This is a genomic window from Brucella sp. GW823-FHT04E01 (assembly GCF_058796175.1).
On record NZ_JBXAIK010000007.1, the window covers coordinates 97,687 to 121,543 of the forward strand.

Sequence of the window (23,857 nt, forward strand, 5' to 3'; positions counted from 1 at the left end):
TTCAGAGCATTTCTACCATCTCAATATAGGCGCGAGATGTTTTAGAGCATGTCTCCCAAAAGTGGGAGCCGGTTTTGGGATAAAGACATGCGTGAAAACAAAGAGATAGAGCGGTTCTAGCGACTTCGTTTTAACCGGAACCGCTCTAGCGGCGACCGTAAATCAGATCGGTCTGTATATCCGCACTTCCGGTCAGGCGGGCCTTATAGACTTCGTAGTTTTCCATCACGCGCTGAACATAGTTGCGTGTCTCGGAGTAGGGGATACGTTCGATCCAGTCGACGACCTGATCGATAGGCTTGCCACGTGGATCGCCATATTTCTCGACCCATTCGGATGCGCGGCGAGGGCCTGCATTGTAACCGGCGAAGGTAAGAACGTAAGACCCATTGAAACGGTCAAGCTGCTCGCCGAGGAAATGGGCGCCAAGCGTCGCATTATACCCTGCATCCGTCGTGAGGCGTGGCGCGGAGAAGCTCATGCCGTTGCGGGTCGCCACGCTTTTGGCCGTTGCTGGCATAAGTTGCAGCAGACCGCGTGCGCCAGCTTTTGAAACCGCGCCGACGTTGAATTCACTTTCCTGCCGGGCAATAGCATAGGCTAGAGCCTTACCTGATCCGCTTATATTGGCATTGGCGGGAATTGCGCCAAGCGGATGCGAGAGAGCACCAACATCAAGACCTCGCAATGCAGCATTTTTGCCGACGCGCAGCGCCAGATAGTGGTTCTCGTTGCGCTCGGCCATGACCGCCAGCAGAGCCAGTTCGCCGACACTGTCGAGTTCCTGCGAAAGCTGATTGTAGAGCGTCGTTGCGCGACTGCTATAGCCGACCTGTTCCAGCCGCTTGATTGCCTGCACGGCGGGACGGCCCGCAAACCGCGCGCGATCCGCTTCCGTTGGTCTTGGATAGATAAGCTCAGGTGCTTTTTCGCTCAGTTTGGCTGCCGAAAGCTGTCCGTAAAATGTTGTGCCGAAATGGGCGGAGCGGCGATAATAGTCGCGCGCATCGCCACCGCTACCTGCTTCGGCCGACCGTCCGAGCCAATAGAAAGCACGAGACGCCGAAATCGGACGCGAGGAGATTTCTGCGATCTTGGCAAAATGTGGCGCAGCCGTCTTCGGCTGGTTCAGGGCGCGCAGTGCATACCATCCGGCATGGAATTCCGCTTCTGCGGCCATTGTGGGCGATTCGGCGGCGTGGGCCGAAACCAGCTTGTAGGCGAGCTGCGGTTTGCCAAGGTCGAGCAGTTCCCGTGACAGGATGCGGCGTTCGACCCACCAGGCATCCGGATCGACAAGCGCCGACGCCTGACGTGGTGCCTTGAGCATGAGGTCTGTCGCCTCGTTATAGCGTTCGGCGCGACGCAGATAGCGAATCTTCAGGAACTGATAGGCGGCGTTTCCCTGCCACGTGCGGTCGACGTCCGCTATCGCCTTGGTGGCATTCGGAGACTTCTGTGCTACTGCCGCAAAAGCGTTGTAAAGCGATTGGGCCTGTGCCGGACCTGCAAGCAGTTTTGCGGACTGCATACGGTCATTATAAAGAGAACGCAGAATACGGCGCTGATGATCTTCGCGCGTCAGAACGTCAGAGAACTCTTTCAGGATCTTTTGCTCGTCATCGGCTGATAAGCGCTGTGTAGCCCACCATGGTGAAAGCAGTTCGCGCGCTTTGCCCGCATTTCCAGTGCTGACATAGGAGCGGGCAAGAAGAATCATGCCTTCTGTAGTCTGCGGGCGCGTATTGCCGAATGTTGCGATTACGGTCGCAGGAGCTGGATTTTCCTTGAACAAGGCCCGTTCAGAGTTACGGCGCAGAACCGATGTCCCCGGCCAGCCGCGCAAATCTGTTGCCGCCGCTGCAATTTCAGCGCTCGGCACACCATCAAGACCGGATGTCGCGATAGCCCACGTCAGAATCTGGCGGTCAAGCGAACCACGAGGAATCCCGTTGCGGAATGCGATAGCACTTGCCGTGTCACGGGAGGAAAGGGCATCAAGCCCGCTTTTCAGCGTTCCACCAATCGCTGCCGGGTTTTCCATGCGGCTGACTGCTGACGTCACGACCGGATCAGGCGTGGCCGGACGCGGTTTCGGTGTCACCAGATTCATCGGCGACTGGTGTGTCGTCGTCGGTGCAAAGGGACGCGCAAGCGGGGTGGGAACGCCGGACGGCAGCGAGGATTGGGCGAGCGAAATCACCGGCTGCAGAGCAACCGCAACAAAGCAACTCGCGAGGAGAGCTTTTCTTTTCAGGGATATCGCTGCGACTTGTTTTGACATTGGCTAACTAGAACAAAGACTTGGTTGATGTGCAATATGTTGTTGAAATCCGGCTTTTCTTAGCCCGGTTTTTGACTGGCTATTTCAATGATGAGGATAGGCTCAAGGAATGAATCTATCCTTAATAAAGCGTTATCGCTTCGGTGTTGCCGCATCTTGGTTGTTTCGGGCCGCCGATGTTTCTAAAGGCAATCGAGCGAATAGCCGGTGGAGCTTGGGGATCGCTTTAAATTTTGTCGCAAAACTGCCGTATTGCCCTTGTTTTGCCTGTATACCCCGCTTGCTCCACTCGTGTGGCAAGACTATTGTGCAACGCCTCAACCCGGTCAGAAGCCCCAGGGTGATCCCAAGCTGATCGGTGGAATGAGGTCCAGTCTTTCTTTTTTCAGGAGTTCACTAATGCTGAAGGGCTCAATTACCGCGCTTGTCACGCCATTCGATTCCGAAGGAGCGTTCGACGAGAAAGCCTTTCGCGCATTTGTAAACTGGCAGATCGAAGAAGGCACCAAAGGGCTCGTCCCAGTCGGCACGACTGGTGAAACACCGACCCTGTCGCATGACGAGCACAAGCGCGTCATTGAGGTTTGCATTGAGGTTGCAGCTGGTCGCGTTCCCGTGATCGCCGGTGCAGGTTCCAACAATACTGTGGAAGCGATCGAACTGGCGCAACATGCCGAAAAGGCTGGCGCTGATGCCGTTCTCGTCGTCACGCCTTACTACAACAAGCCGAACCAGCGTGGTCTTTACGAACATTTTTCGCGTGTGGCCCGCTCCATTTCGATCCCGCTCATCATCTACAATATTCCCGGTCGTTCGATCGTCGACATGACACCGGAAACGATGGGCGCACTCGTTCGCGATCACAAGAACATCGTGGGCGTCAAGGATGCGACTGGCAAGATCGAGCGCGTATCCGAACAACGCGCAACCTGCGGCAAGGATTTCATCCAGCTTTCCGGTGAAGACGCAACGGCTCTTGGTTTCAACGCCCATGGCGGGGTAGGGTGCATTTCGGTGACGTCCAACATTGCGCCGCGTCTTTGCGCCGAATTCCAGGATGCATGTCAGGCCGGCGATTTCTCCAAGGCACTCGAATTGCAGGATCGCCTCATGCCGCTGCACAAGGCACTCTTCATCGAGCCAAACCCGTCAGGCCCGAAATATGCGCTGTCGCGCCTCGGCCGCGTGGAAAATGCCTTGCGCTCGCCGATGGTGACTGTGGAAGCCGCGACGGCAGAGAAGATCGATCAGGCCATGAAGCATGCGGGTCTGGTCAACTGACCCGTCAAGTTTACCGCTTTCGCTGATTTTTACGCTCCCGTAGCTTCGGGAGCGTTTTCATTTCAGGCATTGCACATTATATGGTGCCATCATGAACAAGCCCAAGAATTCTCCTGTGCGCAAAATCATCGCGGAAAACCGCAAGGCGCGCTTCAATTTTGAAATTCTAGATACGCTCGAAGCCGGTCTCGTCCTGACCGGCACCGAGGTCAAGTCGCTGCGCGCCAATCAGTCCAACATAGCGGAGAGCTATGCGAGCTTTGAGAATGGCGAGTTCTGGCTTATCAATTCCTATATTCCGGAATATACGCAGGGCAATCGTTTCAACCACGAGCCGCGGCGCTTGCGCAAACTGCTCATCAGCAAACGCGAAATGTCCCGCCTGTTCAACTCGGTATCACGCGACGGGATGACCGTGGTGCCATTGAAGCTTTACTTCAATGATCGGGGTCGCGCGAAGCTGGAACTGGCGCTGGCGCGAGGCAAGAAGACTCACGACAAGCGCGAGACGGAAAAGAAGCGCGACTGGAATCGTGAAAAGGCTCGCTTGATGCGGGATAAGGGATAAAGATCAGCAAAGTATGAGAGCGCCTCAGGCGCTCTTTTGATTCAGATAGTCGCGTACATTCCGGAATACGGTTCGGAACATGGTATCCGTCAACCGCCCGGTATTGGTGTTATAGCGCGAGCAGTGATAGCTGGAAAAAATGCGCAGGCTGCCAATGTCGCTTGCCCGGTCGTGACCGAAGGGATGTCGCGCAACCGGCGCACCAAGTGCACGAACCGTCGATTGATGCGCAATCGTTCCCAGTGTGACGATTGCCTGCAGATTCCGAAATCGGGTCAGCATCGGCAACAGGAATTGTCGGCAATTGTTGATCTCGGCGCCGATGGGCTTGTTTTCCGGCGGCACGCAGCGCACCGCATTGACGATGCTGGCATCCAGCAGGCGCAAACTGTCGTCAGGACGAGCCTCGAACTTGCCAGTGGCAAAACCGAATTCACACAGTGTGCTGTAGAGCAGATCACCGGCATAGTCGCCGGTGAAGGGGCGTCCGGTTCTATTGGCGCCGCGCAAACCTGGCGCCAGCCCCACAATCAGGAGCCGAACATCGTCATCATGCGCTGGCAGAAACGGTGGAACCGGTGAATTATGCCACGAAGGCTCCTTGAGGCGCCATTCCTGCAGGAATGCGTGCAGCCTGGGGCAGATATCACAGTTGGGAGATGGTTCGGAAATCATGCCCCTGCATGAACCGGCTCGACGACGGCGTCAATAGCTGTCGTCGAGATCGTCATCCTGGCGGCGCGGTGCGCGTTCCGACGGATCGCGGCCAATCTCAGCCTTGAGCGAGACCAGATCGATGAAATGATCGGCCTGGCGGCGTAGCTCATCGGAAATCATGGCCGGCTGGGTGGTGAGGGTCGAGACAACCGAAACCTTGCGGCCCTTGCGCTGAAGTGCTTCGGCAAGTGAGCGGAAATCGCCGTCGCCTGAGAAAATCACAAAATGGTCGACTGTATCGGTGAGCTGCATGGCATCGACTGTCAGTTCGATGTCCATATTACCCTTCACCTTGCGACGCCCGGTGGAATCCGTGAATTCCTTGGCAGCCTTAGTGACGACCTTGTAGCCGTTATAATCCAGCCAGTCGATCAGCGGGCGGATCGAGGAATATTCCTGATCTTCAACCAATGCCGTATAGTAATATGCACGAAGCAGATAGCCACGCTTCTGAAATGCCTTCAAAAGCTTCCGATAATCAATATCGAACCCCAGAGTTTTCGAGGCGGCGTATAAATTGGCGCCATCAATAAAAAGGGCAATTTTTTCACGAGAATCGAACATCGTGCAATATATCCACTCTACGGCCGGACGGGAGTGGACCGACGACCGCTTATCAGTTTGTTTTCTAAACGGCGGGTGGTATCAAATTTTACCAATGCGTTTATTGCCTTCTAAGGATATATCACAGAAAAACAAGCAACCATGGGTTGTTATTTACCTGCACAAAATTACCTATAAGGGAGTCTTGTCTCAGTAATCCCGTTCTGGCTTACAAAATATTGTGCCGTTTTGACGCGCCGCCGTGTTTTATCGGGTGAATCCATGAAATTGACGTTCTTTTGGCAGATTTCATGAGGTGAGGCACGAGCAATTCCGCTTTTGCTTGTAATTTGGCTCCACAAGCGTTATGTGGGGAAAAATCCAATAAAGTTCGAGAAATGAAAGGGACCGCGCATGGCCCGCGTCACTGTTGAGGACTGCGTAGATAAGGTCGAGAACCGTTTTGAACTGGTTCTGCTGGCTGGTCACCGTGCTCGCCAAATTTCCCAGGGTGCACAGATCACCATCGACCGCGACAACGACAAGAATCCTGTTGTTGCGCTGCGCGAAATCGCTGATGAAACCCTGTCGCCAGATGATCTGAAGGAAGATCTCATCCACTCTCTGCAGAAGCATGTGGAAGTCGACGAGCCAGAAGCCGCTGCGCCTGCACAGATTGCTTCTTCTTCGGAAGAAGTTGCAGAAGGCATTGCAGACGCTGCCGAGGAAGATGTGGTTGCTTTCGACCGTATGTCGGAAGAAGAGCTGCTCGCCGGTATCGAAGGCCTCGTCGCACCAGAGAAGAACGACGACTTCTAATCGTCGTTCGAATTATTTCTCTTTAGTGCATGCGTCGCGACTTTCCAGTCGCGGCGCATGTTTTTATGCGCCGACGGTCTACACACTGACTGGTCGAGAAGTTTCTGAATGCTTGTTGCCGGTTAGAATGACCAGATGACGAGCGATTTCTGCCGGAAATTAATATTGTCGGCAGAAAATTAAGCCTAAACGTCGAGAACTATTCGATTTTCGGCGATTTTGGGTCACAATGCCCGGTATGTGTGCAGGTACAAGTACCGGTTTCGAAAGGGAGTTCTCGTAGATGATGCGCCAATATGAGCTTGTGGAGCGTGTTCAGCGATACAAGCCTGACGTGAACGAGGCGCTTCTCAACAAGGCATATGTCTATGCCATGCAAAAGCATGGCAGTCAGAAACGTGCTTCCGGCGATCCCTATTTCTCCCATCCGCTCGAAGTCGCTGCGATCCTCACCGATATGCATCTGGATGAAGCGACGATTGCAATCGCGCTCCTGCACGACACGATCGAAGATACGACGGCCACTCGGCAGGAAATCGATCAGCTCTTCGGCCCTGAAATCGGCAAGCTCGTCGAGGGACTGACCAAGCTCAAAAAGCTCGACCTCGTTTCGAAAAAAGCAGTGCAGGCGGAAAACCTTCGCAAGCTGCTTTTGGCGATTTCAGAAGATGTCCGCGTGCTTCTGGTGAAGCTTGCGGATCGTCTGCACAATATGCGCACGCTGGGCGTGATGCGGGAAGACAAGCGCCTGCGTATTGCCGAGGAAACGATGGATATCTATGCGCCACTCGCTGGCCGCATGGGTATGCAGGATATGCGGGAAGAGCTCGAAGAGTTGGCCTTCCGCTATATTAATCCGGATGCATGGCGCGCCGTGACGGATCGCCTGGCCGAGCTTCTGGAAAAGAACCGCGGCCTGCTGCAGAAGATCGAAAAGGACCTGTCCGAGATTTTCGAGAAGCATGGCATCAAGGCCAGTGTGAAGAGCCGCCAAAAGAAAGCGTGGTCGGTTTTCCGCAAGATGGAAACCAAGGGTCTCTCATTCGAGCAGCTTTCCGACATTTTTGGTTTCCGCGTGATGGTCGACACCACGCAGGATTGCTATCGGGCGCTCGGTCTCATTCATACGACGTGGTCGATGGTTCCGGGCCGGTTCAAGGATTATATCTCAACGCCTAAACAGAACGATTACCGGTCGATCCACACCACCATCATCGGTCCGTCGCGCCAGCGTATCGAGCTGCAGATTCGCACACGCGAAATGGATGAGATTGCGGAGTTTGGTGTCGCAGCCCACTCGATCTACAAGGATCGTGGCAGCGCCAATAATCCGCACAAAATGTCGACCGAGACCAATGCTTATGCATGGCTGCGCCAGACAATCGAGCAGCTTTCAGAAGGCGATAATCCGGAAGAGTTCCTTGAACACACTAAGCTAGAGCTCTTTCAGGATCAGGTCTTCTGCTTCACGCCCAAGGGCCGCCTCATTGCTCTGCCGCGTGGTGCGACGCCGATCGATTTCGCCTATGCCGTTCACACCGATATCGGTGACAGCTGCGTCGGTGCGAAGGTCAATGGTCGCATCATGCCGTTGATGACCGAACTGAAGAACGGCGATGAGGTCGATATCATCCGTTCCAAGGCGCAGGTTCCCCCTGCGGCATGGGAGTCGCTTGTTGCAACCGGTAAGGCGCGCGCAGCCATTCGCCGCGCGACCCGCTCGGCTGTCCGCAAACAGTATTCGGGGCTTGGCATGCGCATTCTGGAACGCGCATTCGAACGTGCCGGTAAGCCGTTCAGCAAGGATATTCTGAAGCCAGGACTTCCGCGTTTGGCACGCAAGGATGTAGAGGATGTGTTGGCCGCAGTCGGACGCGGAGAGCTGCCGTCCACCGATGTGGTCAAGGCGGTCTATCCGGACTATCAGGACACACGCGTCACATCGCAGAATAGTCCGGCGAAGACTGGCGAAAAGGGCTGGTTCAACATCCAGAACGCTGCCGGCATGATCTTCAAGGTGCCTGAGGGCAGTGAGGATGCAGCGAAGACCGATGCGGATGCCGTGGCGAAGCCCGGGAAAAAGGCGCTGCCGATACGCGGCACCAACTCGGATTTGCCGGTGCGCTTTGCCCCGGAGGGGGCCGTGCCAGGAGATCGCATCGTCGGTATCCTGCAGCCCGGCGCCGGTATAACGATCTATCCGATCCAGTCGCCTGCGTTGACAGCCTATGACGATCAGCCGGAACGTTGGATCGACGTGCGCTGGGACATCGATGATCAGATGAGTGAGCGTTTCCCGGCTCGCGTCAGCGTATCGGCCATCAATTCGCCCGGCTCTCTGGCGGAGATCGCGCAGATCGTGGCTGCTAACGACGCGAATATTCACAATCTCTCCATGGTACGCACCGCACCGGATTTCACCGAGATGATTATCGATGTCGAGGTTTGGGACCTCAAGCATCTCAACCGTATCATTTCCCAATTGAAAGAAAGCGCGAGCGTCAGCGGCGCGAAACGCGTGAACGGATAGGACTAAGATGAACACCGAAGATGTGCTTGCCGTCTTCCGCGAAGCGGGAGCGATCCTTGAAGGCCACTTTATTCTTACGTCAGGCCTGCGCAGTCCTGTTTTCCTTCAGAAGGCGCGTGTTTTCATGCATGCCGACAAGACGGAAAAGCTATGCAAAGCGCTTGCAGAGAAAATCCAGGCGGCAGATCTTGGACCTATCGATTATGTGGTTGGTCCGGCAATTGGTGGCTTGATTCCCTCCTACGAAACTTCACGCCATCTGCGTGTTCCGTCGGTCTGGGTAGAGCGCGAGAACGGTGTGTTCCGCCTGCGTCGTTTCGATGTGCCGAAGGGCGCGCGAGTCGTTATCGTGGAAGATATCGTCACGACCGGACTTTCCATCCGCGAAACGATCGACTGCATGAAGGACCTCGGCATTGAAGTTGTGGCTGCGGCCTGCATCGTCGACCGCTCGGCGGGCAAGGCGGATGTTGGCACGAGGCTGATTGCTCTCGCCGAATATGAAGTTCCGGCCTATCCTGCGGATAAATTGCCGCCGGAGCTTGCTGCAATTCCGGCTGTGAAGCCCGGTAGCCGCAACATTTAAACAAGTACACCGACGGCTTTTGAAACGCTGCGGGGGACGATACACCCCTGCGGCGAAATTCCGCTTTGCGGGACGCGTTCTAGTTACCTATTTAAGGGGTAACTGCAAAAACGTTCTTCCAGCTTCCACAAACAGGGTTCCATCGTGAGTGTAGCGCCTATCAGATTCGACCCCAGATCGCCTTACCGTGCGCCATGTGGGGTATGCGTGGATTGCGATGTCCGACGAACGGCGGTTTGTGCGGCACTTGACGACGGCGATCTCGGTGCTCTCGAAGCAATCATGACGTCTAAGCGTCTCGATGCCAATGAGCAGTTGGTGGAAGAGGGGGAGCCGAAGCGCCGTGTCTTCAGCCTGACCTCCGGCATGCTGCGAATCTACACGTCGCTTCCGGATGGACGTCGGCAGATTGCAGGTTTCCTGTTCCCTGGCGACTATCTCGGTCTGGCTGACGACGAGACGTACTCCCAGTCTGCTGAAGCGGTCGTACCGTCGGTTTTGTGCGCCTTCTCCACCAGAGAGATGGATGATCTGATGGAGCGTTTCCCGAAATTGAAGGAGCGTCTGCACCAGATGACGCGGGCAGCTCTTCGCACGGCGCGCGACAATCAGCTGGTTCTCGGGCGCCTTGCACCGGTGGAAAAGCTTGCGAGCTTTCTTCTGGTGCTGTCCGCGCGGGCTAAAAAGCGCGGCGAGAAGCCGAACCCGGTGCATCTCTCGATGAACCGTACCGATATTGCCGATTATCTCGGCCTGACCATTGAAACTGTCAGCCGGAGCTTCACAAAGCTGAAGACTCAGGGGCTGATCCAGTTGCTTGACGCCAATACGGTTGAGATCCTGTCCCGCCGGTCTTTGGCGGCCGTTGCCGGAATGGACCCGGAAAACCTCTGAATTCAAGCTGCCATCCCTAAAAGCCGGGTGTATTTCCGTTGATTCAAATCAATGCAGCACCCGGCAGAACAGCCTATTCCTGATCATAGAGATTGATGCGATCCGTTGCAGGATTGCACGTTCAAAATGGGGAAAACAGGTGCTGTTGTGGCTGGGAATTGCAATATCGGCTGTCATGCATGCGGGCTTCCTTGCCGCATCATGCCGTCTTGCCCCGCGGAATGTCGCCCCGGTTCTGGTGCGCGCATATCCGGCAGGGCCTCGCCGGAGCGCCCGACGCTTAAGGTGGACGCGCTATGCATGAAGAAGCGATAAGACGCTACGCCGCGTTGGCGGTTCCCAGATACACGTCCTTTCCGACAGCTGCTGATTTCATGCCTGTGGGGGTCGATACGACTCATCGTTGGTTGCGCCAGATCGGGCCGGAAGAAAGCGTCTCCCTTTACATCCATGTGCCTTATTGCCGGCAGCTCTGCCATTATTGCGGTTGTCATGCCAAGATGGCGGTCCGCAACGACGTGGTCGAAAACTTCTGCACTTCTTTGCTCAGCGAAATCGAAACTGTCAGCAAGAGCCTGACAGCACGGCCCAGTGTCGTCCATCTTCATTGGGGCGGTGGTACGCCCTCAATTTTGAACCCGCGTCAGTTTACGAGCATTCTGGCCGCTCTGCGCGTTGCGTTCGATTTTGCGCCTGAGATGGAACACGCCATCGAGCTTGACCCGCGCACGGTTACCCCACAGCTGGTGCAAACGCTTGCGCTCATGGGAGTCAACCGCGCGAGCCTCGGCGTACAGGATGTCGATGCCGAGGTTCAGAAAGCCATCGGTCGCATTCAGCCGATAGAAACGGTTGCTAAGGCTGCAACTCTGCTGCGGGAAGTCGGCATTGATCGCCTCAACTTCGATCTTATCTACGGCCTGCCGTTGCAGACCGTCGAGACATTGCGTGAGACTTGTGAAAAGGTTGCGGTGCTCAAGCCTGACCGTGTTGCCTGCTATGGCTATGCGCATCTTCCGCAGCGGCGCGCCAATCAGCGCCTGATCGATGCAAGCCTTCTGCCCGATGCTGACGAGCGCTTCGCTCAGGCACGTGTGGTGGCGGACAGCTTCATCGGTTTCGGCTACGAGCCGGTGGGGATCGATCACTACGCATTGCCGGATGACAATCTGGCCGTCGCTGCGCGCAATGGAACGCTGCACCGGAATTTCCAGGGCTATACGGATGATCGCTGCCAGACATTGATCGGTCTCGGACCGTCATCGATTTCGCAATTCCCCGGTGGTTATGCCCAGAATATCTCGGACGTGAAGCAATATTCCAAGCGGGTTGAAGCGGGCGACCTTGCAACGGTTCGCGGTTATGCCATGCGCGAAAGTGACCGTATCCGTGCCGGAATCATCACAGCCCTGATGTGCAATTTCCGGGTCGATCTGAATACCACGGCGCCGGGCGTGGAGTTTTCCGACGAGCTGGCCTTGTTGCGGCCTCTGGTGGCTGATGGTCTGGTGGAAGTCCGCAGTGGTGTCATCAGCGCAACAAGCGACGGCAAGCCGCTGATCCGTCTGGTTGCGGCTGCTTTCGATGAATTTCGCAGGGAGACGATGCACGGCTTCAGTTTCGCCGTCTGAACTTGCGTTGGAACAAAGAGATAGAGCGGAAGATGCTCTATCAAGAGAATGCTGCTGCACCGGGCCGTCAAAAGGTCAGTAGCATGGGAGCACCGCCGTTGGGGGACGTGCGGTGCTCCACTATTTTGAGCACAGCCCGAGGAGCGTGAATTGCTTCTCGGGCTGTGCGTTTTCATATGGGTCAGGCCTTGCGGTTCTTTTCCAGCTTGGGCAGGAAAATCGTCAGCAAGCCGAGCAGCGGCAGATACGAGCAGATGGTGTAAACATACTCGATGCCCTTGTGATCGGCCACGATACCGAGGACGGCGGCTGCGATACCGGCCATGCCGAAAGCAAAGCCGAAGAACAGGCCCGACACCATGCCGACGCGTCCTGGCAGCAATTCCTGTGCGAACACCACGATTGCCGGGAAGGCCGAGGCGAGGATCAGGCCGATGATAACCGTCAGGATCGCCGTCATTTCCAGGTTCGCATAGGGCAGGGCCAGCGTGAACGGCAGGACGCCGAGGATCGATGCCCAGATCACCTTGCGCGCACCGATCTTGTCGCCGATCGGGCCACCTATGATCGTTCCCGCAGCTACCGCACCGAGGAACAGGAACAAGAGCAGCTGCGATGCCTGCACCGTCACGCCGAAATGGCTAATGGTGTAGAAGGTGTAGTAGCTCGTCAGGCTGGCCATGTAGATGTACTTGGTGAAGACCAGCATTGCCAGAACGCCAACGGACACCAGAACCTTGTTGCGTGGAAGCGGAAGGGTCTTGTCGGGCTTCGCCTTGCTGGCATTGGCAATCCGGTAGCGATTATACCAGTTGCTGACATACCAGAGCAGCATCATGCCGATCAGTGCGGCGACGGAGAACCACGACACGCTGATCTGGCCGAAAGGCAGAACGATGAACGCTGCCAGAAGCGGGCCAATCGACGAGCCGAAATTGCCGCCCACCTGAAACAGGGATTGCGCAAAGCCATGACGCCCGCCCGAGGCCAGACGCGCCACGCGAGCTGCTTCCGGATGGAAGACGGACGAGCCGAAACCAACAAAAGCCGCCCCCAGAAGCAAGATCGAATAGTGATGTGCCGTTGCCAGAAAGATCAGCCCGACAAGCGTACAGCCCATTCCGAAAGGCAGGGAATAAGGCATCGGCTTGCGGTCGGTATAGATACCCACGAGCGGCTGCAGGATCGATGCCGTCATCTGGAAAGTGAATGTCAGGAGGCCGATCTGCCAGAATGACAGGCTGTAGTTATCCTTCAGCATCGGATAGATGGCAGGAAGGAGCGACTGCATCATGTCGTTCAGGAAATGGCCCATGCTTGTGGCCAGAATAATAGCGAGGACAGTATTATCCGCGCCGCTGTTTGATGGCTGCTGTGCAGCACTCATGCTCATACTACTTCTCCGAAGATGAAAGCCGGTCTTCAGAGCCTGTTCCGAAAGTCGCCCTGTGTGGCTGCAAATGGCAATTTGTCTGCGTTCCGGTGCTCATGTAGCTTTCTCTGGTGCGTAGTCTTACCCGAAAAGTCTGCAACTTTTCGGGACCATGCTTAGAAGTACATTGCGCTCCGGTACTCGAAAATCACCATTTTCGCACACACATGACGCTTTTTGATCCAGGCTCTCAGGCATATTTCCTGCAGATACCATCCGAAAACAGGAAACAAGACCCTCAAGAAAATTACGGGGTGTTGATGAGGAACCAACGAAAATTCACGAATTTGACGTCTGAACCGGTACTTGTCCGATTCAAACGTCAAATTCATTCCGCCAGCGAATGTCGCGACCCATTCTCAGCAAGCCATTAATAGGACTATTGCCTCTCGCCCGCTTTCGTGATTTGGTCCAGTAGTTTCGAGAGTGGGCCAAACGCAGGGCAGAACTGCAATGAAACCAAAGTCTCCGCCGGGGCTTTTACTGCCGGGAAGCGAGGAGCTGCAGAAGTTCCACGAGCAGCGTATTGCCATGCTGGAGGGCATGAGCGGGCCAGTGATTGCCTTGCCGACACGCTATCCCGACGGCTATTTTGTGCCGCGCCACCGCCATAGCCGGGCACAACTTCTCTGCGCCTCACAAGGAGTGGTGCTGGTGACGACGGATGCTGGACGCTGGATGATTCCCAGTGACCACGCCATGTGGATACCGGCAGGTGTGGAGCACTCGGTTGAAATCCTCGGCGAAGTCTTTATGCGATCGATTTACATCTGCGTCGATGCCGTCTCGGGCGTACCGGATTATCTCCACGTGGTCGGGCTTACCGATCTCATGCGGTGCCTCATAACGGATGCAACGACGCAGGACAGCACGCCGGAACCGGATAGTCGCGATGCTCTGGTAATCGAACTGATCCTGCGGGACCTTCACACATTGCCGCAACGCTCGCTGGGCCTGCCTTTTCCATCGGATCCGCGCTTGCAGAAACTGTGTCGTGAATTCGTGAAAAAGCCTTCTTCGCGCGCCACAATTGATGACTGGGCGGACAGGATGGCGATGAGCCGGCGCTCGTTCACCCGGCATTTCCAACGGGAGACTGGCGTAAGCCTTTCAGTCTGGCGCCAGCAGGCCTGTCTTTTTGCGGCAGTTCCCCGCCTGGCAGAAGGGGAGGCGGTGACGAGCGTGGCACTGGATCTGGGTTATGACAGCGTTTCCGCTTTCACGACGATGTTCCGCAGGATGCTCGGTGTTTCGCCGCGGTTTTATTTGCCTCGACTGGACACTGTTCCGTTTGAGCGCAGCGACAACGCCGCAGTTTTGGCCGAATAATAACAATTGTCTCCGCGATGGGAGAGCATTAATAGAAGCGCATGCTGTTTCAACGCCGTAATCCTCCGACCAGAAAAGAGCGCTTAAGGCTTCTGGTCTGGCCGCGCCGCTCCTTCTCCCGTTCCTTCCGGTACGGTGGAAAGCGGATTCTGCGCATCACTGCCTCGCCTCATGCTGTCGCAGCCGGTCTGGCCGTGGGCGTGTTTTCGGCGTTCACGCCTTTCTTTGGCTTCCATCTCATCATCGCAATCGTGCTGGCCTATTTCCTTGCCGGAAATATTGCCGCCGCGGCACTTGGCACGACGCTTGCCAATCCGCTGACCTTGCCATTCATCTGGGGCAGCACATTCGAGCTGGGCCGCTTCATCATGAATGGAAGCATCGACGATGCTCCGCCAGTTCATCTCGGGCGGGCACTGGAAACCATGCATTTCGATGAAATCTGGACGCCGCTTTTGAAGCCGATGCTATTCGGCTCAACGATTCTGGGCGCAGCATTCGCTGTCGTGGTCTATTTCGTTACCCGGTTTGCCGTTTCGGCCTTCCGCCGTCGCCGTATCGAACGCCTTGCCGAAAAACATCGCCTGCACCGCGAACAGGAGCTTCAGAAAGTATGATCGTCGGTATAGGCAGCGATCTCATCGATATTCGTCGTGTCGAAAGCGCGCTGGAACGACACGGCGATCGCTTTCGCAACAGGGTTTTTACCGAGGTCGAGCAGAAAAAATCGGACGGGCGCAAGCAGCGTGCTGCATCTTATGCAAAGCGCTTTGCGGCGAAGGAAGCCTGTGCGAAGGCGCTTGGAACTGGCATAGCTCAGGGCGTTTTCTGGCGGGACATGGGCGTGGTCAATGCCCCTTCCGGAAAGCCCACCATGCATTTGACCGGTGGTGCCGCAAAGCAGCTGCAGAAACTCTTGCCCGCCGGAACACGCGCCGCCATACATCTGACAATTACCGATGATTTTCCTCTCGCGCAGGCGTTCGTGATCATCGAAGCCCTGCCTGAGTGTCTGAATCAAAATGCGTCAGGCCGCAGCGAGAATGGTGATTTTCGAGAACCGGAGCGCAGTGTACTTAAAGGTACATGAGCACCGGAAGCGCAGAAAAATGCCATTTGCAGCAAGGCATAGCGACTTTTGGATCAGGCACAGAGACGAAATAGTTGTGGTTGTGACAGGTAAACTCCTGCTCATAATCGTGCGATAAACCGGCGTTCTGCCGGTGGCCTGATTGCGTCATGCATTCATAGTCGTTATTAGATCGCGTTATCGGAAGCGGAGATACAATGAGCGTGTCCAGCAAGAGTGAGACAAAAAAATCCGGCGGCCTTGGCGAAACCATCAGCGTTATCGTGCAGGCGCTGCTGCTGGCACTGGTCATCCGCACCCTTCTTTTCCAGCCTTTCAGCATACCGTCGGGCTCCATGCGCCCCACGCTTCTCGAAGGCGATTATCTGTTTGTTTCGAAATATGCCTATGGCTATTCGCGCTATTCACTGCCGTTCGGACTGGATTTGTTTTCAGGTCGCATCTGGAGTGCCGAACCGAAGCGTGGTGACGTGGTGGTGTTCAAGCTGCCGAGCGATCCTTCCGTCGACTACATCAAGCGCGTGATCGGCCTGCCGGGTGATCGTGTGCAGATGCGCGGTGGTGTGCTCTATATCAATGATCAGGCGGTCAAGCGCGATCGCATCGGCACGATCAACAATCCCGATGTCACCGAACAGAACCGCCCCGTCGAAGTCTATCGTGAAACCTTGCCGGACGGCGTGACCTACGACACGCTTGATCTGTCGCCAAACTCCATCGGTGACGATACGCGTGTTTTCGAGGTTCCGGCCGGTCATTACTTCATGATGGGCGACAATCGTGACAACTCGCTCGATAGCCGTTTCGGCGTTGGCTATGTTCCGTTTGAGAATCTTGTCGGGCGCGCAAACATCATCTTCTTCTCCATTGCCGACAAGGCGAGCCCGCTGGAAATCTGGAAATGGCCGACTGATGTGCGCTTTGGCCGACTGTTCAGTTCAGTCAATGCCGCGCCGCATACAGCTGTAACCGGAAACTGAAATGGCTTCGGCAAATCAGGCAGCAGCAATCCTGGAGGAGCGCACCGGACACCGTTTTCTCAATTTGAAACGGCTGGATCGTGCGCTCACCCACTCAAGTGTGCAGGCGCCATCGCGCGCAAATTATGAACGTCTCGAATTTCTCGGTGACCGCGTTCTGGGACTGACCGTCGCGGAAATGCTGTTCGATGAGTTTCCGGACGCATCCGAAGGTGAACTGTCGGTTCGCCTCAATGCGCTGGTGAACGCAGAAACCTGTGCGGCGATTGCCGATGAGATCGGTCTCGCTAACCTCATCCATACCGGTTCCGATATCAAGTCGCTGAATGACAAGCGTCTTTTGAATGTCCGCGCCGATGTTGTCGAAGCACTGATCGCCACGATCTATCTCGATGGCGGACTGGAGGCCGTGCGGCCTTTCGTCAAGCGCTACTGGGAGAAGCGGTCTCTGCAAACGGGCGCTGCCCGCCGTGACGCCAAGACGGAATTGCAGGAATGGGCACACCAGCAGGGCAACGTCCATCCTTCATACGCCATCATAAGCCGCACCGGTCCGGACCATGATCCGCTGTTTGCGGTGGAGGTTACGGTCAAGGGCTTTGCCACGGAAACGGGTGAGGGGCGTTCCAAAAGAATAGCCGAACAGAATGCGGCGGAAGCGATGCTTTATCGCGAAGGCGTCTGGAAGCGTGACGATTCCGCTTGATGCAAGAGTTGGCGTTTTTTAAGTCGAGATCGGTTATAATCAATCAATTACGATGTGTCGCTTTCGTCGGCGGTTTTGTCGTATCCGGAATGCCGTACGCAGGGGACGGCGGCGTTCTGCAAGGAAATATCGTCTGGAAGGATAAAAAATGAACAATCGGACGACGCCGGCTGACGGCGAAAACGAGGCAGGCCAGACCCGGTCCGGCTTCGTGGCGTTGATCGGGGCGCCGAATGCGGGGAAATCCACGCTGGTCAACCACCTTGTGGGAACGAAGGTTTCTATCGTCACGCACAAGGTGCAGACGACACGCGCTCTTGTGCGCGGCATATTCATTGAAGATCAGGCGCAGATCGTCCTGGTGGACACACCTGGTATTTTCCGGCCGAAGCGCAGGCTCGACCGTGCCATGGTCACCACGGCCTGGGGCGGTGCGAAAGATGCCGACATCATTCTCGTTCTTCTCGATTCGCAAGGCGGTTTGAACGAGAACGCCGAAGCGCTGCTTTCAAGCATGAAGGACGTGCGCCAGAAGAAAGTTCTGGTGCTCAACAAGGTTGATCGTGTCGATCCGCCGGTTTTGCTGGACCTTGCCCGCAAGGCCAACGAGCTGGTCGCATTCGACCAGACCTTCATGATCTCGGCGCTGAACGGATCGGGCTGCAAGGATCTTGCGAAATATCTCGCAGAGAACGTGCCGAACGGTCCTTGGTATTATCCGGAAGATCAGATTTCCGACATGCCGATGCGGCAGCTTGCAGCCGAAATCACGCGCGAAAAGCTCTATCTGCGCCTGCATGAAGAACTGCCTTACTCGTCGACGGTGGAAACCGAACGCTGGGAAGAGCGCAAGGATGGATCAGTCCGCATCGAGCAGGTGATCTATGTCGAGCGCGAAAGCCAGAAGAAGATCGTGCTTGGCCACAAGGGCGAGACGATCAAGGCAATCGGGCAATCCGCGCGCAAGGAAATCTCCGAGATATTGGAACAGACGGTTCATCTCTTCCTTTTCGTGAAAGTGCGTGAGAACTGGGGCAACGACCCGGAACGCTATCGTGAAATGGGCCTTGATTTTCCAACCTAAATTATAAGACTGGCGGCCATGGAATGGCGCGATGAAGGCATAATTCTCGGGACACGACGCCATGGCGAGACAAGCGCCATCGTGGAAGTGATGACCCGTGAGCATGGCCGCCATATGGGTATGGTGCGCGGCGGGCGTTCCCGCCGCATGCAGCCTTTGCTACAGCCGGGCAATCATGTGGACGTGACATGGTGGGCGCGGCTGGACGAGCATATGGGCAGTTTTACCATCGAACCGCTGGAATTTGCCGCCGCCCGCCTCATCGAAACGCCAGTGGCGTTATACGGTATCCAACTGGCGGCTTCCCATTTGCGTCTCCTGCCGGAACGCGATCCGCATCGCGGCCTCTATGAGACATTGCGGCTCATCATCGAACATTTTGACGATCCGTTGGCCTCTGGCGAACTGGTGCTGCGTTTCGAAGTGATGATGCTTGAAGAGCTGGGCTTCGGCCTTGATCTCAAGAAATGCGCGGCAACAGGCGTCAAGGAAGACCTGATCTATGTGTCGCCGAAATCCGGGCGCGCGGTCTGCCGTGATGCCGGGGCGCCTTGGGCCGACAAGCTGCTGCTGCTGCCCGGCTTCGTCAACAATACTGCTGTTCGCGCGTCGTCCTATGACGACATCGATCATGCCTTCACGATGACCGGCTATTTTCTGATGCGGCATGTCTGGGAGCCGCGTGCTGTAACACCGCCTGATGCGCGCGGCGGGTTTTTGAATGCTCTCGGGCGAGCGATCAATGTCTCGCAGGCAAGCTGAAAACCTCACCTTCGAAGGCATCCGCTCCGCGTCCGATTGCGCGTATGGCCGCAGTCATTCGTCCGTTTCGCCCCAGAACTTCGTCTGCGAGCGATATGAGCCGGATATTCGGCGTCGCAGATGGTGACAGGCTGCGAACAAGCGCGGCAAGCTCGCTTTCATCCAGCGCCGGGTTTAAAGCCGAAGCGATGATATAAGCCGCGGCCGTAGAACGAGAAATGCCAGCATAACAATGGATGAGCAAAGGCGCATCCATGGACCAGCTCTTCGCGAAGTTCAGAAGTCCCCGCACATGGGTTTCATCGGGGGCGACCAACCCCTCGCGCAATTCGATAATATCGTTGAATGTCAGCGACAGACGGACGGCATCGTAGCCATCAGGCAGAGCCGCCGGGGCCTCGCTTCCAAGCGTCACGACATGGCTGGGCTGGTGCGATGCGAGTTGTGTTGCCAGTTGCGACAAGGGCGTCACGACGATCCGGCTCATCGGGGGTGTCGTGCCTTGTCCAATGCCGCAAATCGCGCCAGGAAATCCATCTGCACGTCTTGTGTGGGGCGCGGTGCGATATCCAGCCCTGCGGGGTCGAAGCCACGCGGGCGCCCGAAATATTTAACGGCCTCGGTCTCGGTGAAACCGGCAAGTCGCGTGGCTTCAAAGAAAGCGGCAACCTGATCCGCGCGCTTGATCAGCGTCTTGAGCTGCGCAGGCACAGTTACCGGCAGCGAGAAGCGCAGGTGAATTGCGTTTTCCAGCCGCGTTTCGATTATCTTGTAATTGCCACCCATCACCGCCTTGAAGGGCGAGATCATGTCACCGATCACATATTCCGGTGCGTCGTGCAGGAGTGACAATAGCTGCCATTCAACGCTGGCATCGGGCACCAGCCGGTTGAATATCTGATCCACGAGCAGCGAATGCTGTGCGACCGAAAAAGCATGTTCACCAACAGTCTGACCGTTCCAGCGCGCAACACGGGCAAGGCCGTGAGCAATATCTTCGATTTCAATATCGAGCGGCGAGGGGTCAAGCAGGTCGAGACGGCGTCCCGACAACATGCGTTGCCAGGCACGTGTCTTGCCGGAAGATCGGTCGGCGCTTGCCATCAGGCGTTACCCGCTTCAGCTTCCGGAAACCCGAACCGCACGTGAGGCGGCAAGGTGAGTGTTATGGGCGTTTCGCCAGCCAGAATCGGACTACCCGCATCTATCGCATCCTTGGCGCGATCGATGCGCACAAGCGCGATGCCGATAGTGTCAGCGGAGCTTCCTGTCGTGCCGATCTCGCGCCCATCAACGGTAATAGGCGTACCCATCGGAGGCAGATTTCCATCGGAGTGTGCCACCAGAACGCGCCGCCGAGCCGTACCGCGATGCTGCATGCGCGACACGACTTCCTGCCCGATGAAACAGCCTTTCGGGAAGGAAACGCCGCCGGTCTGGTCGAAATTGACGTCATGCGGGAATACGTCATTATAAGCGAAATCCGTTTCGCCTTCCGCTATGCCATACTCTGCGCGCAGCTTTGTCCATGCGCTTTCATCGGTCGTGCCATCGGCCGGACCGTAAATCCGGTGTACGTTCAGCTCGGTCGGAAAGCGGCTGTCCCGCTTGATTGAATCATTCTGTGAAGGATGTGATTGAGTTTGCCAGGAAACACTGACAAGCGATTCTGGTAGTTGCGTTATTTCGGCTTTCGCACGCAGCCTATAGAGGGTGATACGTTTGATGAAATCGGCGGCAATGCTTACCGGGAGATCGAAACGCAAGCCGCCATCAATGCGTGAAACGAGAAAATCGAACAGGATTTTCCCTTGCGGAGCGAGCAATGCTCCCGGTTTCAGGTTGTCCGGTCCAAGCTTGTCGAGGTCGGTGGTAATCACAGCCTGCAGAAATTTTTCCGCCTCTTCGCCAGTGATATGAACCAAAGCCCTGTTTGAAAGATTTACCACTTCAACTGCCGTCGTCATCGCTTCGTCCTTGCCTTTCGCGCCTTCGTTACGTAAGCCCCAATGGAAAGGCTCGCAAGTCCTATCAATCTGGCAGGAGACAACTATGGCCGAAACATTCGATACGATTTTGAAGGGTGCAACCATCGTCAATCACGACGGTATAGGCCAACGCGACGTCGGTATTCGCAATGGTCGCATCGCTGCCATAGGCTCTCTTTCCACACATACGGCAGGTGAGGTGATCGACTGCACCGGCCTGCATATTCTGCCCGGCGTGGTGGATAGCCAGGTCCATTTCCGCGAACCTGGCCTTGAACACAAGGAAGATCTCGAAACCGGTTCACTCGCAGCCGTGCTGGGTGGGGTGACCTCCGTGTTCGAGATGCCGAACACCAAGCCGCTCACCACTTCCGCCGAGACGCTGGAAGACAAGATTCGTCGTGGCCGCCATCGCATGCATTGCGATTTCGCTTTCTGGGTCGGTGGTACGCGCGACAATGCAAACGACGTTGCTGAACTGGAGCGCTTGCCGGGCGCTGCCGGGATCAAGGTTTTCATGGGATCGTCCACCGGCGATCTGCTTGTTGAAGACGATGATGGCGTTCGTTCGATCCTGAAGAATACGCGCCGTCGCGCGGCCTTCCACTCTGAAGACGAGTTCCGGTTGAAAGAACGCGAAGGCCTGCGCGTGCAGGGTGACCCGTCGAGCCATCCGGTCTGGCGCGATGAAGTTGCAGCACTTCAATGCACGGAACGGCTTGTGCGCATCGCACGCGATACCGGCGCCCGCATTCACGTACTGCATATCTCCACAGCCGAAGAAATCGACTTCCTGAAAGATCACAAGGATGTCGCGACGTGCGAAGCAACGCCGCATCATCTCACCTTGTCGGCAGACGATTACAAGACGCTCGGCAATCTCATCCAGATGAACCCGCCTGTCCGTGACAAGCGTCACCGCGATGGCGTATGGAAGGGCATCGATCAGGGTATTGTCGATGTGCTCGGTTCTGACCACGCTCCGCATACACTCGAAGAAAAGCAGAAGCCTTATCCGGCTTCCCCGTCCGGCATGACAGGCGTGCAGACACTGGTGCCGATCATGCTTGATCACATCCATGCGGGCAGGCTCACGCTGGAGCGCTTCGTCGATCTTTCCAGCCATGGCCCGAACCGTATTTTCGGTATGGCGCGCAAGGGTCGTATTGCAGTCGGCTACGATGCCGACCTGACCATCGTGGACATGAAGCGCCGCGAAACGATCACGCATGAGCAGGCCGGTTCGAAAGCCGGCTGGACACCCTATCATGGCAAGACTGTTACCGGATGGCCGATTGGCACTTTCGTGCGCGGCATAAAGGTGATGTGGGAAGCGGAGATCGTCAACGCCAACAAGGGCGAGCCGGTGGAATTCCTCGAGGCATTGCCGCATCGCTGAAGGTCGTCTCATGTTCGTTGTCAACCTGACCTACATCAAGCCTCTTGAGGAGATCGGGAGGCATCTCGAAGCGCATCGGGAATTTCTGGACCGGCAATATGCGGATGGCGTTTTCCTGGCTTCCGGGCCGAAAAACCCACGAGACGGCGGCGTTATCCTCGCAAGCGGTAAAGTCAGCAAGAGCGAGCTGGACGCGATACTGAGGCTTGATCCTTTCAGGCAACACGGACTGGCAACTTATGACGTCGTCGAGTTTACGCCAGCAAAGTATGCGCCTCCTCTTGGTGATCTTCTTTAAGGTAAGGAGCTGGCAACGTATTGGCGTAATCTGTCCGCTCTTTGTCCGTCAGGTGGCTTTTGATCCAAGTTGCAAGGCGTATTCTCTCCCTATAGTCTTTTTATAAGGAGAACAAAAATGTCCGCTCAAGATACTGCTTTGCTGGTTATCGACGCTCAGGAGTCATTCCGCCACCGGCCTTACTACCGGGACGAAGAGGTTGGCGCCTATATTGAACGCCAGCAGGCGCTGATCGATGGCGCCAGGCGTGCCGGTATTCCGGTGGTGCAGATTTTCCATGTCGAGAATGAAGGCCCATTCTCGGAAGCATCGGGTCTGGTGAAGGCGATTTCGCCCCTGTCGATTGAACCCGACGCGGTTTTCCGCAAGCGTCGCCACAGCGCGCTGGTGGGAAGTGGGCTTGATGTGTGGCTGGTTGCCAATGGTATCCGTCGCGTGCTGATTTCCGGTATCCGCACAGAGCAATGCTGCGAGACGACAACACGGCAGGCATCGGATTTTGGATATCACGTCGATTTCGTCAGTGAAGCGACATTGACCTTTCCCATGACTGACGCAAGCGGCCATGAGTGGAGCGCTGCGGACATCAAGGCTCGCACCGAGCTTGTTCTTGTCAATCGCTTTGCTCGTATCGTAACTGTGGAACAGGCGCTCGCCACGTCCGGAGAACGGAAGGCAGCATGAGTGACCAAGCGGACATTGTCCGGGTAGTTCCGGTTTATGTCGTAATCCCGCCGCGTGTGCTTCTGCTCGACGTGGCGGGACCGCTGGAGGTTTTGCGCAAGGCAAATCTTGAACAGCATAAGTTACGGTTCGACGTTTGTTATATCGGGCCAGCATCGACCGTGCTTAGTTCCATTTCTCGGAAGCATCGGGTCTGGTGAAGGCGATTTCGCCCCTGTCGATTGAACCCGACGCGGTTTTCCGCAAGCGTCG

At 56.1% G+C, this 23,857-nt stretch carries 23 protein-coding genes and 1 pseudogene; 17 read left to right on the forward strand and 7 right to left on the reverse strand.

Annotation, left to right across the window (positions count from 1 at the left end; all coding sequences use genetic code 11):
- Positions 1-145: 145 nt before the first annotated feature.
- On the reverse strand, positions 146-2,284 hold the full coding sequence (locus tag AC1RHM_RS22265) for a lytic transglycosylase domain-containing protein (RefSeq protein WP_182506010.1): 2,139 nt from the start codon (positions 2,282-2,284) through the stop codon (positions 146-148).
- Positions 2,285-2,683: 399 nt separating this feature from the next.
- Between AC1RHM_RS22265 and dapA the strand changes: the two genes are divergently transcribed.
- Together dapA and smpB are read left to right on the forward strand one after the other, a co-directional pair.
- Positions 2,684-3,565: a 4-hydroxy-tetrahydrodipicolinate synthase gene (dapA, locus tag AC1RHM_RS22270; protein WP_010661626.1), complete on the forward strand. Its 882-nt coding sequence runs from the start codon at positions 2,684-2,686 to the stop codon at positions 3,563-3,565.
- A 91-nt stretch (positions 3,566-3,656) separates the two neighbouring features.
- Positions 3,657-4,133 carry an SsrA-binding protein SmpB gene (gene smpB, locus AC1RHM_RS22275; RefSeq protein ID WP_010661627.1) on the forward strand — a complete coding sequence of 159 codons (477 nt, stop codon included), beginning with the start codon at positions 3,657-3,659 and terminating at the stop codon, positions 4,131-4,133.
- 24 nt (positions 4,134-4,157) lie between these two features.
- Here the strand turns inward: smpB and AC1RHM_RS22280 are convergent, their stop codons facing one another.
- Both AC1RHM_RS22280 and AC1RHM_RS22285 read right to left on the reverse strand, forming a co-directional pair.
- Positions 4,158-4,808, reverse strand: a complete 651-nt coding sequence (locus tag AC1RHM_RS22280; RefSeq protein ID WP_492332629.1) for a uracil-DNA glycosylase — start codon at positions 4,806-4,808, stop codon at positions 4,158-4,160.
- 30 nt (positions 4,809-4,838) lie between these two features.
- A complete protein-coding gene (locus AC1RHM_RS22285) occupies positions 4,839-5,414 on the reverse strand; it encodes a LabA-like NYN domain-containing protein (RefSeq protein WP_012092419.1) in 576 nt (191 codons plus the stop codon).
- A 393-nt stretch (positions 5,415-5,807) separates the two neighbouring features.
- On the opposite strand from AC1RHM_RS22285, the gene rpoZ reads away from it, so the two are divergent.
- From rpoZ to hemN, 5 genes are all read left to right on the forward strand, one after another.
- Positions 5,808-6,212 carry a DNA-directed RNA polymerase subunit omega gene (gene rpoZ, locus AC1RHM_RS22290; protein ID WP_010661630.1) on the forward strand — a complete coding sequence of 135 codons (405 nt, stop codon included), beginning with the start codon at positions 5,808-5,810 and terminating at the stop codon, positions 6,210-6,212.
- A gap of 283 nt (positions 6,213-6,495) precedes the next feature.
- The gene (locus AC1RHM_RS22295) at positions 6,496-8,742 is read left to right on the forward strand and encodes a RelA/SpoT family protein (protein ID WP_010661631.1); all 2,247 of its coding nucleotides are present in this window, start codon (positions 6,496-6,498) and stop codon (positions 8,740-8,742) included.
- 7 nt (positions 8,743-8,749) lie between these two features.
- Entirely contained in the window at positions 8,750-9,328 is a 579-nt protein-coding gene (gene pyrE, locus AC1RHM_RS22300) for an orotate phosphoribosyltransferase (RefSeq protein WP_036585798.1), read from the forward strand.
- Between the two features lie 144 nt (positions 9,329-9,472).
- Positions 9,473-10,222 carry a helix-turn-helix domain-containing protein gene (locus AC1RHM_RS22305; protein ID WP_492332630.1) on the forward strand — a complete coding sequence of 250 codons (750 nt, stop codon included), beginning with the start codon at positions 9,473-9,475 and terminating at the stop codon, positions 10,220-10,222.
- A 296-nt stretch (positions 10,223-10,518) separates the two neighbouring features.
- Positions 10,519-11,853, forward strand: coding sequence for an oxygen-independent coproporphyrinogen III oxidase (gene hemN / locus AC1RHM_RS22310; protein ID WP_036585796.1), 1,335 nt, complete (start codon positions 10,519-10,521; stop codon positions 11,851-11,853).
- Positions 11,854-12,034: 181 nt separating this feature from the next.
- On the opposite strand, the gene AC1RHM_RS22315 is transcribed toward hemN, so the two are convergent.
- Positions 12,035-13,246: an MFS transporter gene (locus tag AC1RHM_RS22315; protein WP_010661635.1), complete on the reverse strand. Its 1,212-nt coding sequence runs from the start codon at positions 13,244-13,246 to the stop codon at positions 12,035-12,037.
- A 522-nt stretch (positions 13,247-13,768) separates the two neighbouring features.
- Here AC1RHM_RS22315 and AC1RHM_RS22320 point away from each other — a divergent pair.
- From AC1RHM_RS22320 to recO, 7 genes and pseudogenes are all read left to right on the forward strand, one after another.
- A complete protein-coding gene (locus AC1RHM_RS22320; protein ID WP_029376309.1) occupies positions 13,769-14,614 on the forward strand; it encodes an AraC family transcriptional regulator in 846 nt (281 codons plus the stop codon).
- A 41-nt stretch (positions 14,615-14,655) separates the two neighbouring features.
- On the forward strand, positions 14,656-15,231 hold the full coding sequence (gene bspA / locus AC1RHM_RS22325) for a type IV secretion system effector BspA (protein WP_029925252.1): 576 nt from the start codon (positions 14,656-14,658) through the stop codon (positions 15,229-15,231).
- Positions 15,228-15,620: pseudogene (gene acpS / locus AC1RHM_RS22330) on the forward strand (holo-ACP synthase); the annotation flags it as partial. The gene bspA and the pseudogene acpS, both read left to right, overlap by 4 nt.
- Before the next feature lie 281 nt (positions 15,621-15,901).
- Positions 15,902-16,684, forward strand: coding sequence for a signal peptidase I (lepB, locus tag AC1RHM_RS22335; protein ID WP_010661640.1), 783 nt, complete (start codon positions 15,902-15,904; stop codon positions 16,682-16,684).
- A 1-nt stretch (position 16,685) separates the two neighbouring features.
- Positions 16,686-17,390, forward strand: coding sequence for a ribonuclease III (gene rnc / locus AC1RHM_RS22340; RefSeq protein ID WP_010661641.1), 705 nt, complete (start codon positions 16,686-16,688; stop codon positions 17,388-17,390).
- Between the two features lie 148 nt (positions 17,391-17,538).
- Complete coding sequence (gene era / locus AC1RHM_RS22345; RefSeq protein WP_036585794.1) at positions 17,539-18,474, forward strand: GTPase Era; 936 nt, start codon at positions 17,539-17,541, stop codon at positions 18,472-18,474.
- Between the two features lie 18 nt (positions 18,475-18,492).
- Positions 18,493-19,236: a DNA repair protein RecO gene (gene recO / locus AC1RHM_RS22350; protein WP_010661643.1), complete on the forward strand. Its 744-nt coding sequence runs from the start codon at positions 18,493-18,495 to the stop codon at positions 19,234-19,236.
- Here the strand turns inward: recO and AC1RHM_RS22355 are convergent.
- From AC1RHM_RS22355 to ygfZ, 3 genes are read right to left on the reverse strand one after another with little or no spacing between them, the layout of a single operon-like run.
- The gene (locus tag AC1RHM_RS22355; protein WP_010661644.1) at positions 19,214-19,723 is read right to left on the reverse strand and encodes a tyrosine phosphatase family protein; all 510 of its coding nucleotides are present in this window, start codon (positions 19,721-19,723) and stop codon (positions 19,214-19,216) included. The two genes, recO and AC1RHM_RS22355, sit on opposite strands and share 23 nt — an antisense overlap.
- Positions 19,720-20,340, reverse strand: coding sequence for a YfbR-like 5'-deoxynucleotidase (locus AC1RHM_RS22360; RefSeq protein ID WP_029925250.1), 621 nt, complete (start codon positions 20,338-20,340; stop codon positions 19,720-19,722). Before AC1RHM_RS22360 ends, AC1RHM_RS22355 begins: the two co-directional genes overlap by 4 nt.
- Positions 20,340-21,203, reverse strand: a complete 864-nt coding sequence (gene ygfZ / locus AC1RHM_RS22365; protein ID WP_029925248.1) for a CAF17-like 4Fe-4S cluster assembly/insertion protein YgfZ — start codon at positions 21,201-21,203, stop codon at positions 20,340-20,342. Before ygfZ ends, AC1RHM_RS22360 begins: the two co-directional genes overlap by 1 nt.
- Positions 21,204-21,288: 85 nt before the next feature.
- Here ygfZ and AC1RHM_RS22370 point away from each other — a divergent pair, with 85 nt between their 5' ends.
- The 3 genes from AC1RHM_RS22370 to AC1RHM_RS22380 all read left to right on the forward strand — a co-directional run bounded on the left by AC1RHM_RS22370 (position 21,289) and on the right by AC1RHM_RS22380 (position 23,605).
- On the forward strand, positions 21,289-22,623 hold the full coding sequence (locus AC1RHM_RS22370; RefSeq protein WP_036585792.1) for a dihydroorotase: 1,335 nt from the start codon (positions 21,289-21,291) through the stop codon (positions 22,621-22,623).
- A gap of 10 nt (positions 22,624-22,633) precedes the next feature.
- Positions 22,634-22,921 carry a YciI family protein gene (locus AC1RHM_RS22375; RefSeq protein ID WP_036585790.1) on the forward strand — a complete coding sequence of 96 codons (288 nt, stop codon included), beginning with the start codon at positions 22,634-22,636 and terminating at the stop codon, positions 22,919-22,921.
- 117 nt (positions 22,922-23,038) lie between these two features.
- Entirely contained in the window at positions 23,039-23,605 is a 567-nt protein-coding gene (locus AC1RHM_RS22380; RefSeq protein WP_010661649.1) for an isochorismatase family protein, read from the forward strand.
- Positions 23,606-23,857 lie beyond the last annotated feature (252 nt).

Coding starts and splice junctions, on each gene's coding strand:
- dapA (WP_010661626.1), top strand. CDS start 2,684: ATGCTGAAGGGCTCAATTACCGCGCTTGTCACGCCATTCGATTCCGAA.
- ygfZ (WP_029925248.1), bottom strand. CDS start 21,203: ATGACGACGGCAGTTGAAGTGGTAAATCTTTCAAACAGGGCTTTGGTT.
- AC1RHM_RS22315 (WP_010661635.1), bottom strand. CDS start 13,246: ATGAGCATGAGTGCTGCACAGCAGCCATCAAACAGCGGCGCGGATAAT.
- AC1RHM_RS22360 (WP_029925250.1), bottom strand. CDS start 20,340: ATGGCAAGCGCCGACCGATCTTCCGGCAAGACACGTGCCTGGCAACGC.
- pyrE (WP_036585798.1), top strand. CDS start 8,750: ATGAACACCGAAGATGTGCTTGCCGTCTTCCGCGAAGCGGGAGCGATC.
- AC1RHM_RS22375 (WP_036585790.1), top strand. CDS start 22,634: ATGTTCGTTGTCAACCTGACCTACATCAAGCCTCTTGAGGAGATCGGG.
- recO (WP_010661643.1), top strand. CDS start 18,493: ATGGAATGGCGCGATGAAGGCATAATTCTCGGGACACGACGCCATGGC.
- era (WP_036585794.1), top strand. CDS start 17,539: ATGAACAATCGGACGACGCCGGCTGACGGCGAAAACGAGGCAGGCCAG.
- AC1RHM_RS22370 (WP_036585792.1), top strand. CDS start 21,289: ATGGCCGAAACATTCGATACGATTTTGAAGGGTGCAACCATCGTCAAT.
- bspA (WP_029925252.1), top strand. CDS start 14,656: ATGCTGTTTCAACGCCGTAATCCTCCGACCAGAAAAGAGCGCTTAAGG.
- lepB (WP_010661640.1), top strand. CDS start 15,902: ATGAGCGTGTCCAGCAAGAGTGAGACAAAAAAATCCGGCGGCCTTGGC.
- AC1RHM_RS22265 (WP_182506010.1), bottom strand. CDS start 2,284: ATGTCAAAACAAGTCGCAGCGATATCCCTGAAAAGAAAAGCTCTCCTC.
- AC1RHM_RS22380 (WP_010661649.1), top strand. CDS start 23,039: ATGTCCGCTCAAGATACTGCTTTGCTGGTTATCGACGCTCAGGAGTCA.
- AC1RHM_RS22285 (WP_012092419.1), bottom strand. CDS start 5,414: ATGTTCGATTCTCGTGAAAAAATTGCCCTTTTTATTGATGGCGCCAAT.
- AC1RHM_RS22280 (WP_492332629.1), bottom strand. CDS start 4,808: ATGATTTCCGAACCATCTCCCAACTGTGATATCTGCCCCAGGCTGCAC.
- AC1RHM_RS22355 (WP_010661644.1), bottom strand. CDS start 19,723: ATGAGCCGGATCGTCGTGACGCCCTTGTCGCAACTGGCAACACAACTC.
- AC1RHM_RS22295 (WP_010661631.1), top strand. CDS start 6,496: ATGATGCGCCAATATGAGCTTGTGGAGCGTGTTCAGCGATACAAGCCT.
- rnc (WP_010661641.1), top strand. CDS start 16,686: ATGGCTTCGGCAAATCAGGCAGCAGCAATCCTGGAGGAGCGCACCGGA.
- smpB (WP_010661627.1), top strand. CDS start 3,657: ATGAACAAGCCCAAGAATTCTCCTGTGCGCAAAATCATCGCGGAAAAC.
- rpoZ (WP_010661630.1), top strand. CDS start 5,808: ATGGCCCGCGTCACTGTTGAGGACTGCGTAGATAAGGTCGAGAACCGT.
- hemN (WP_036585796.1), top strand. CDS start 10,519: ATGCATGAAGAAGCGATAAGACGCTACGCCGCGTTGGCGGTTCCCAGA.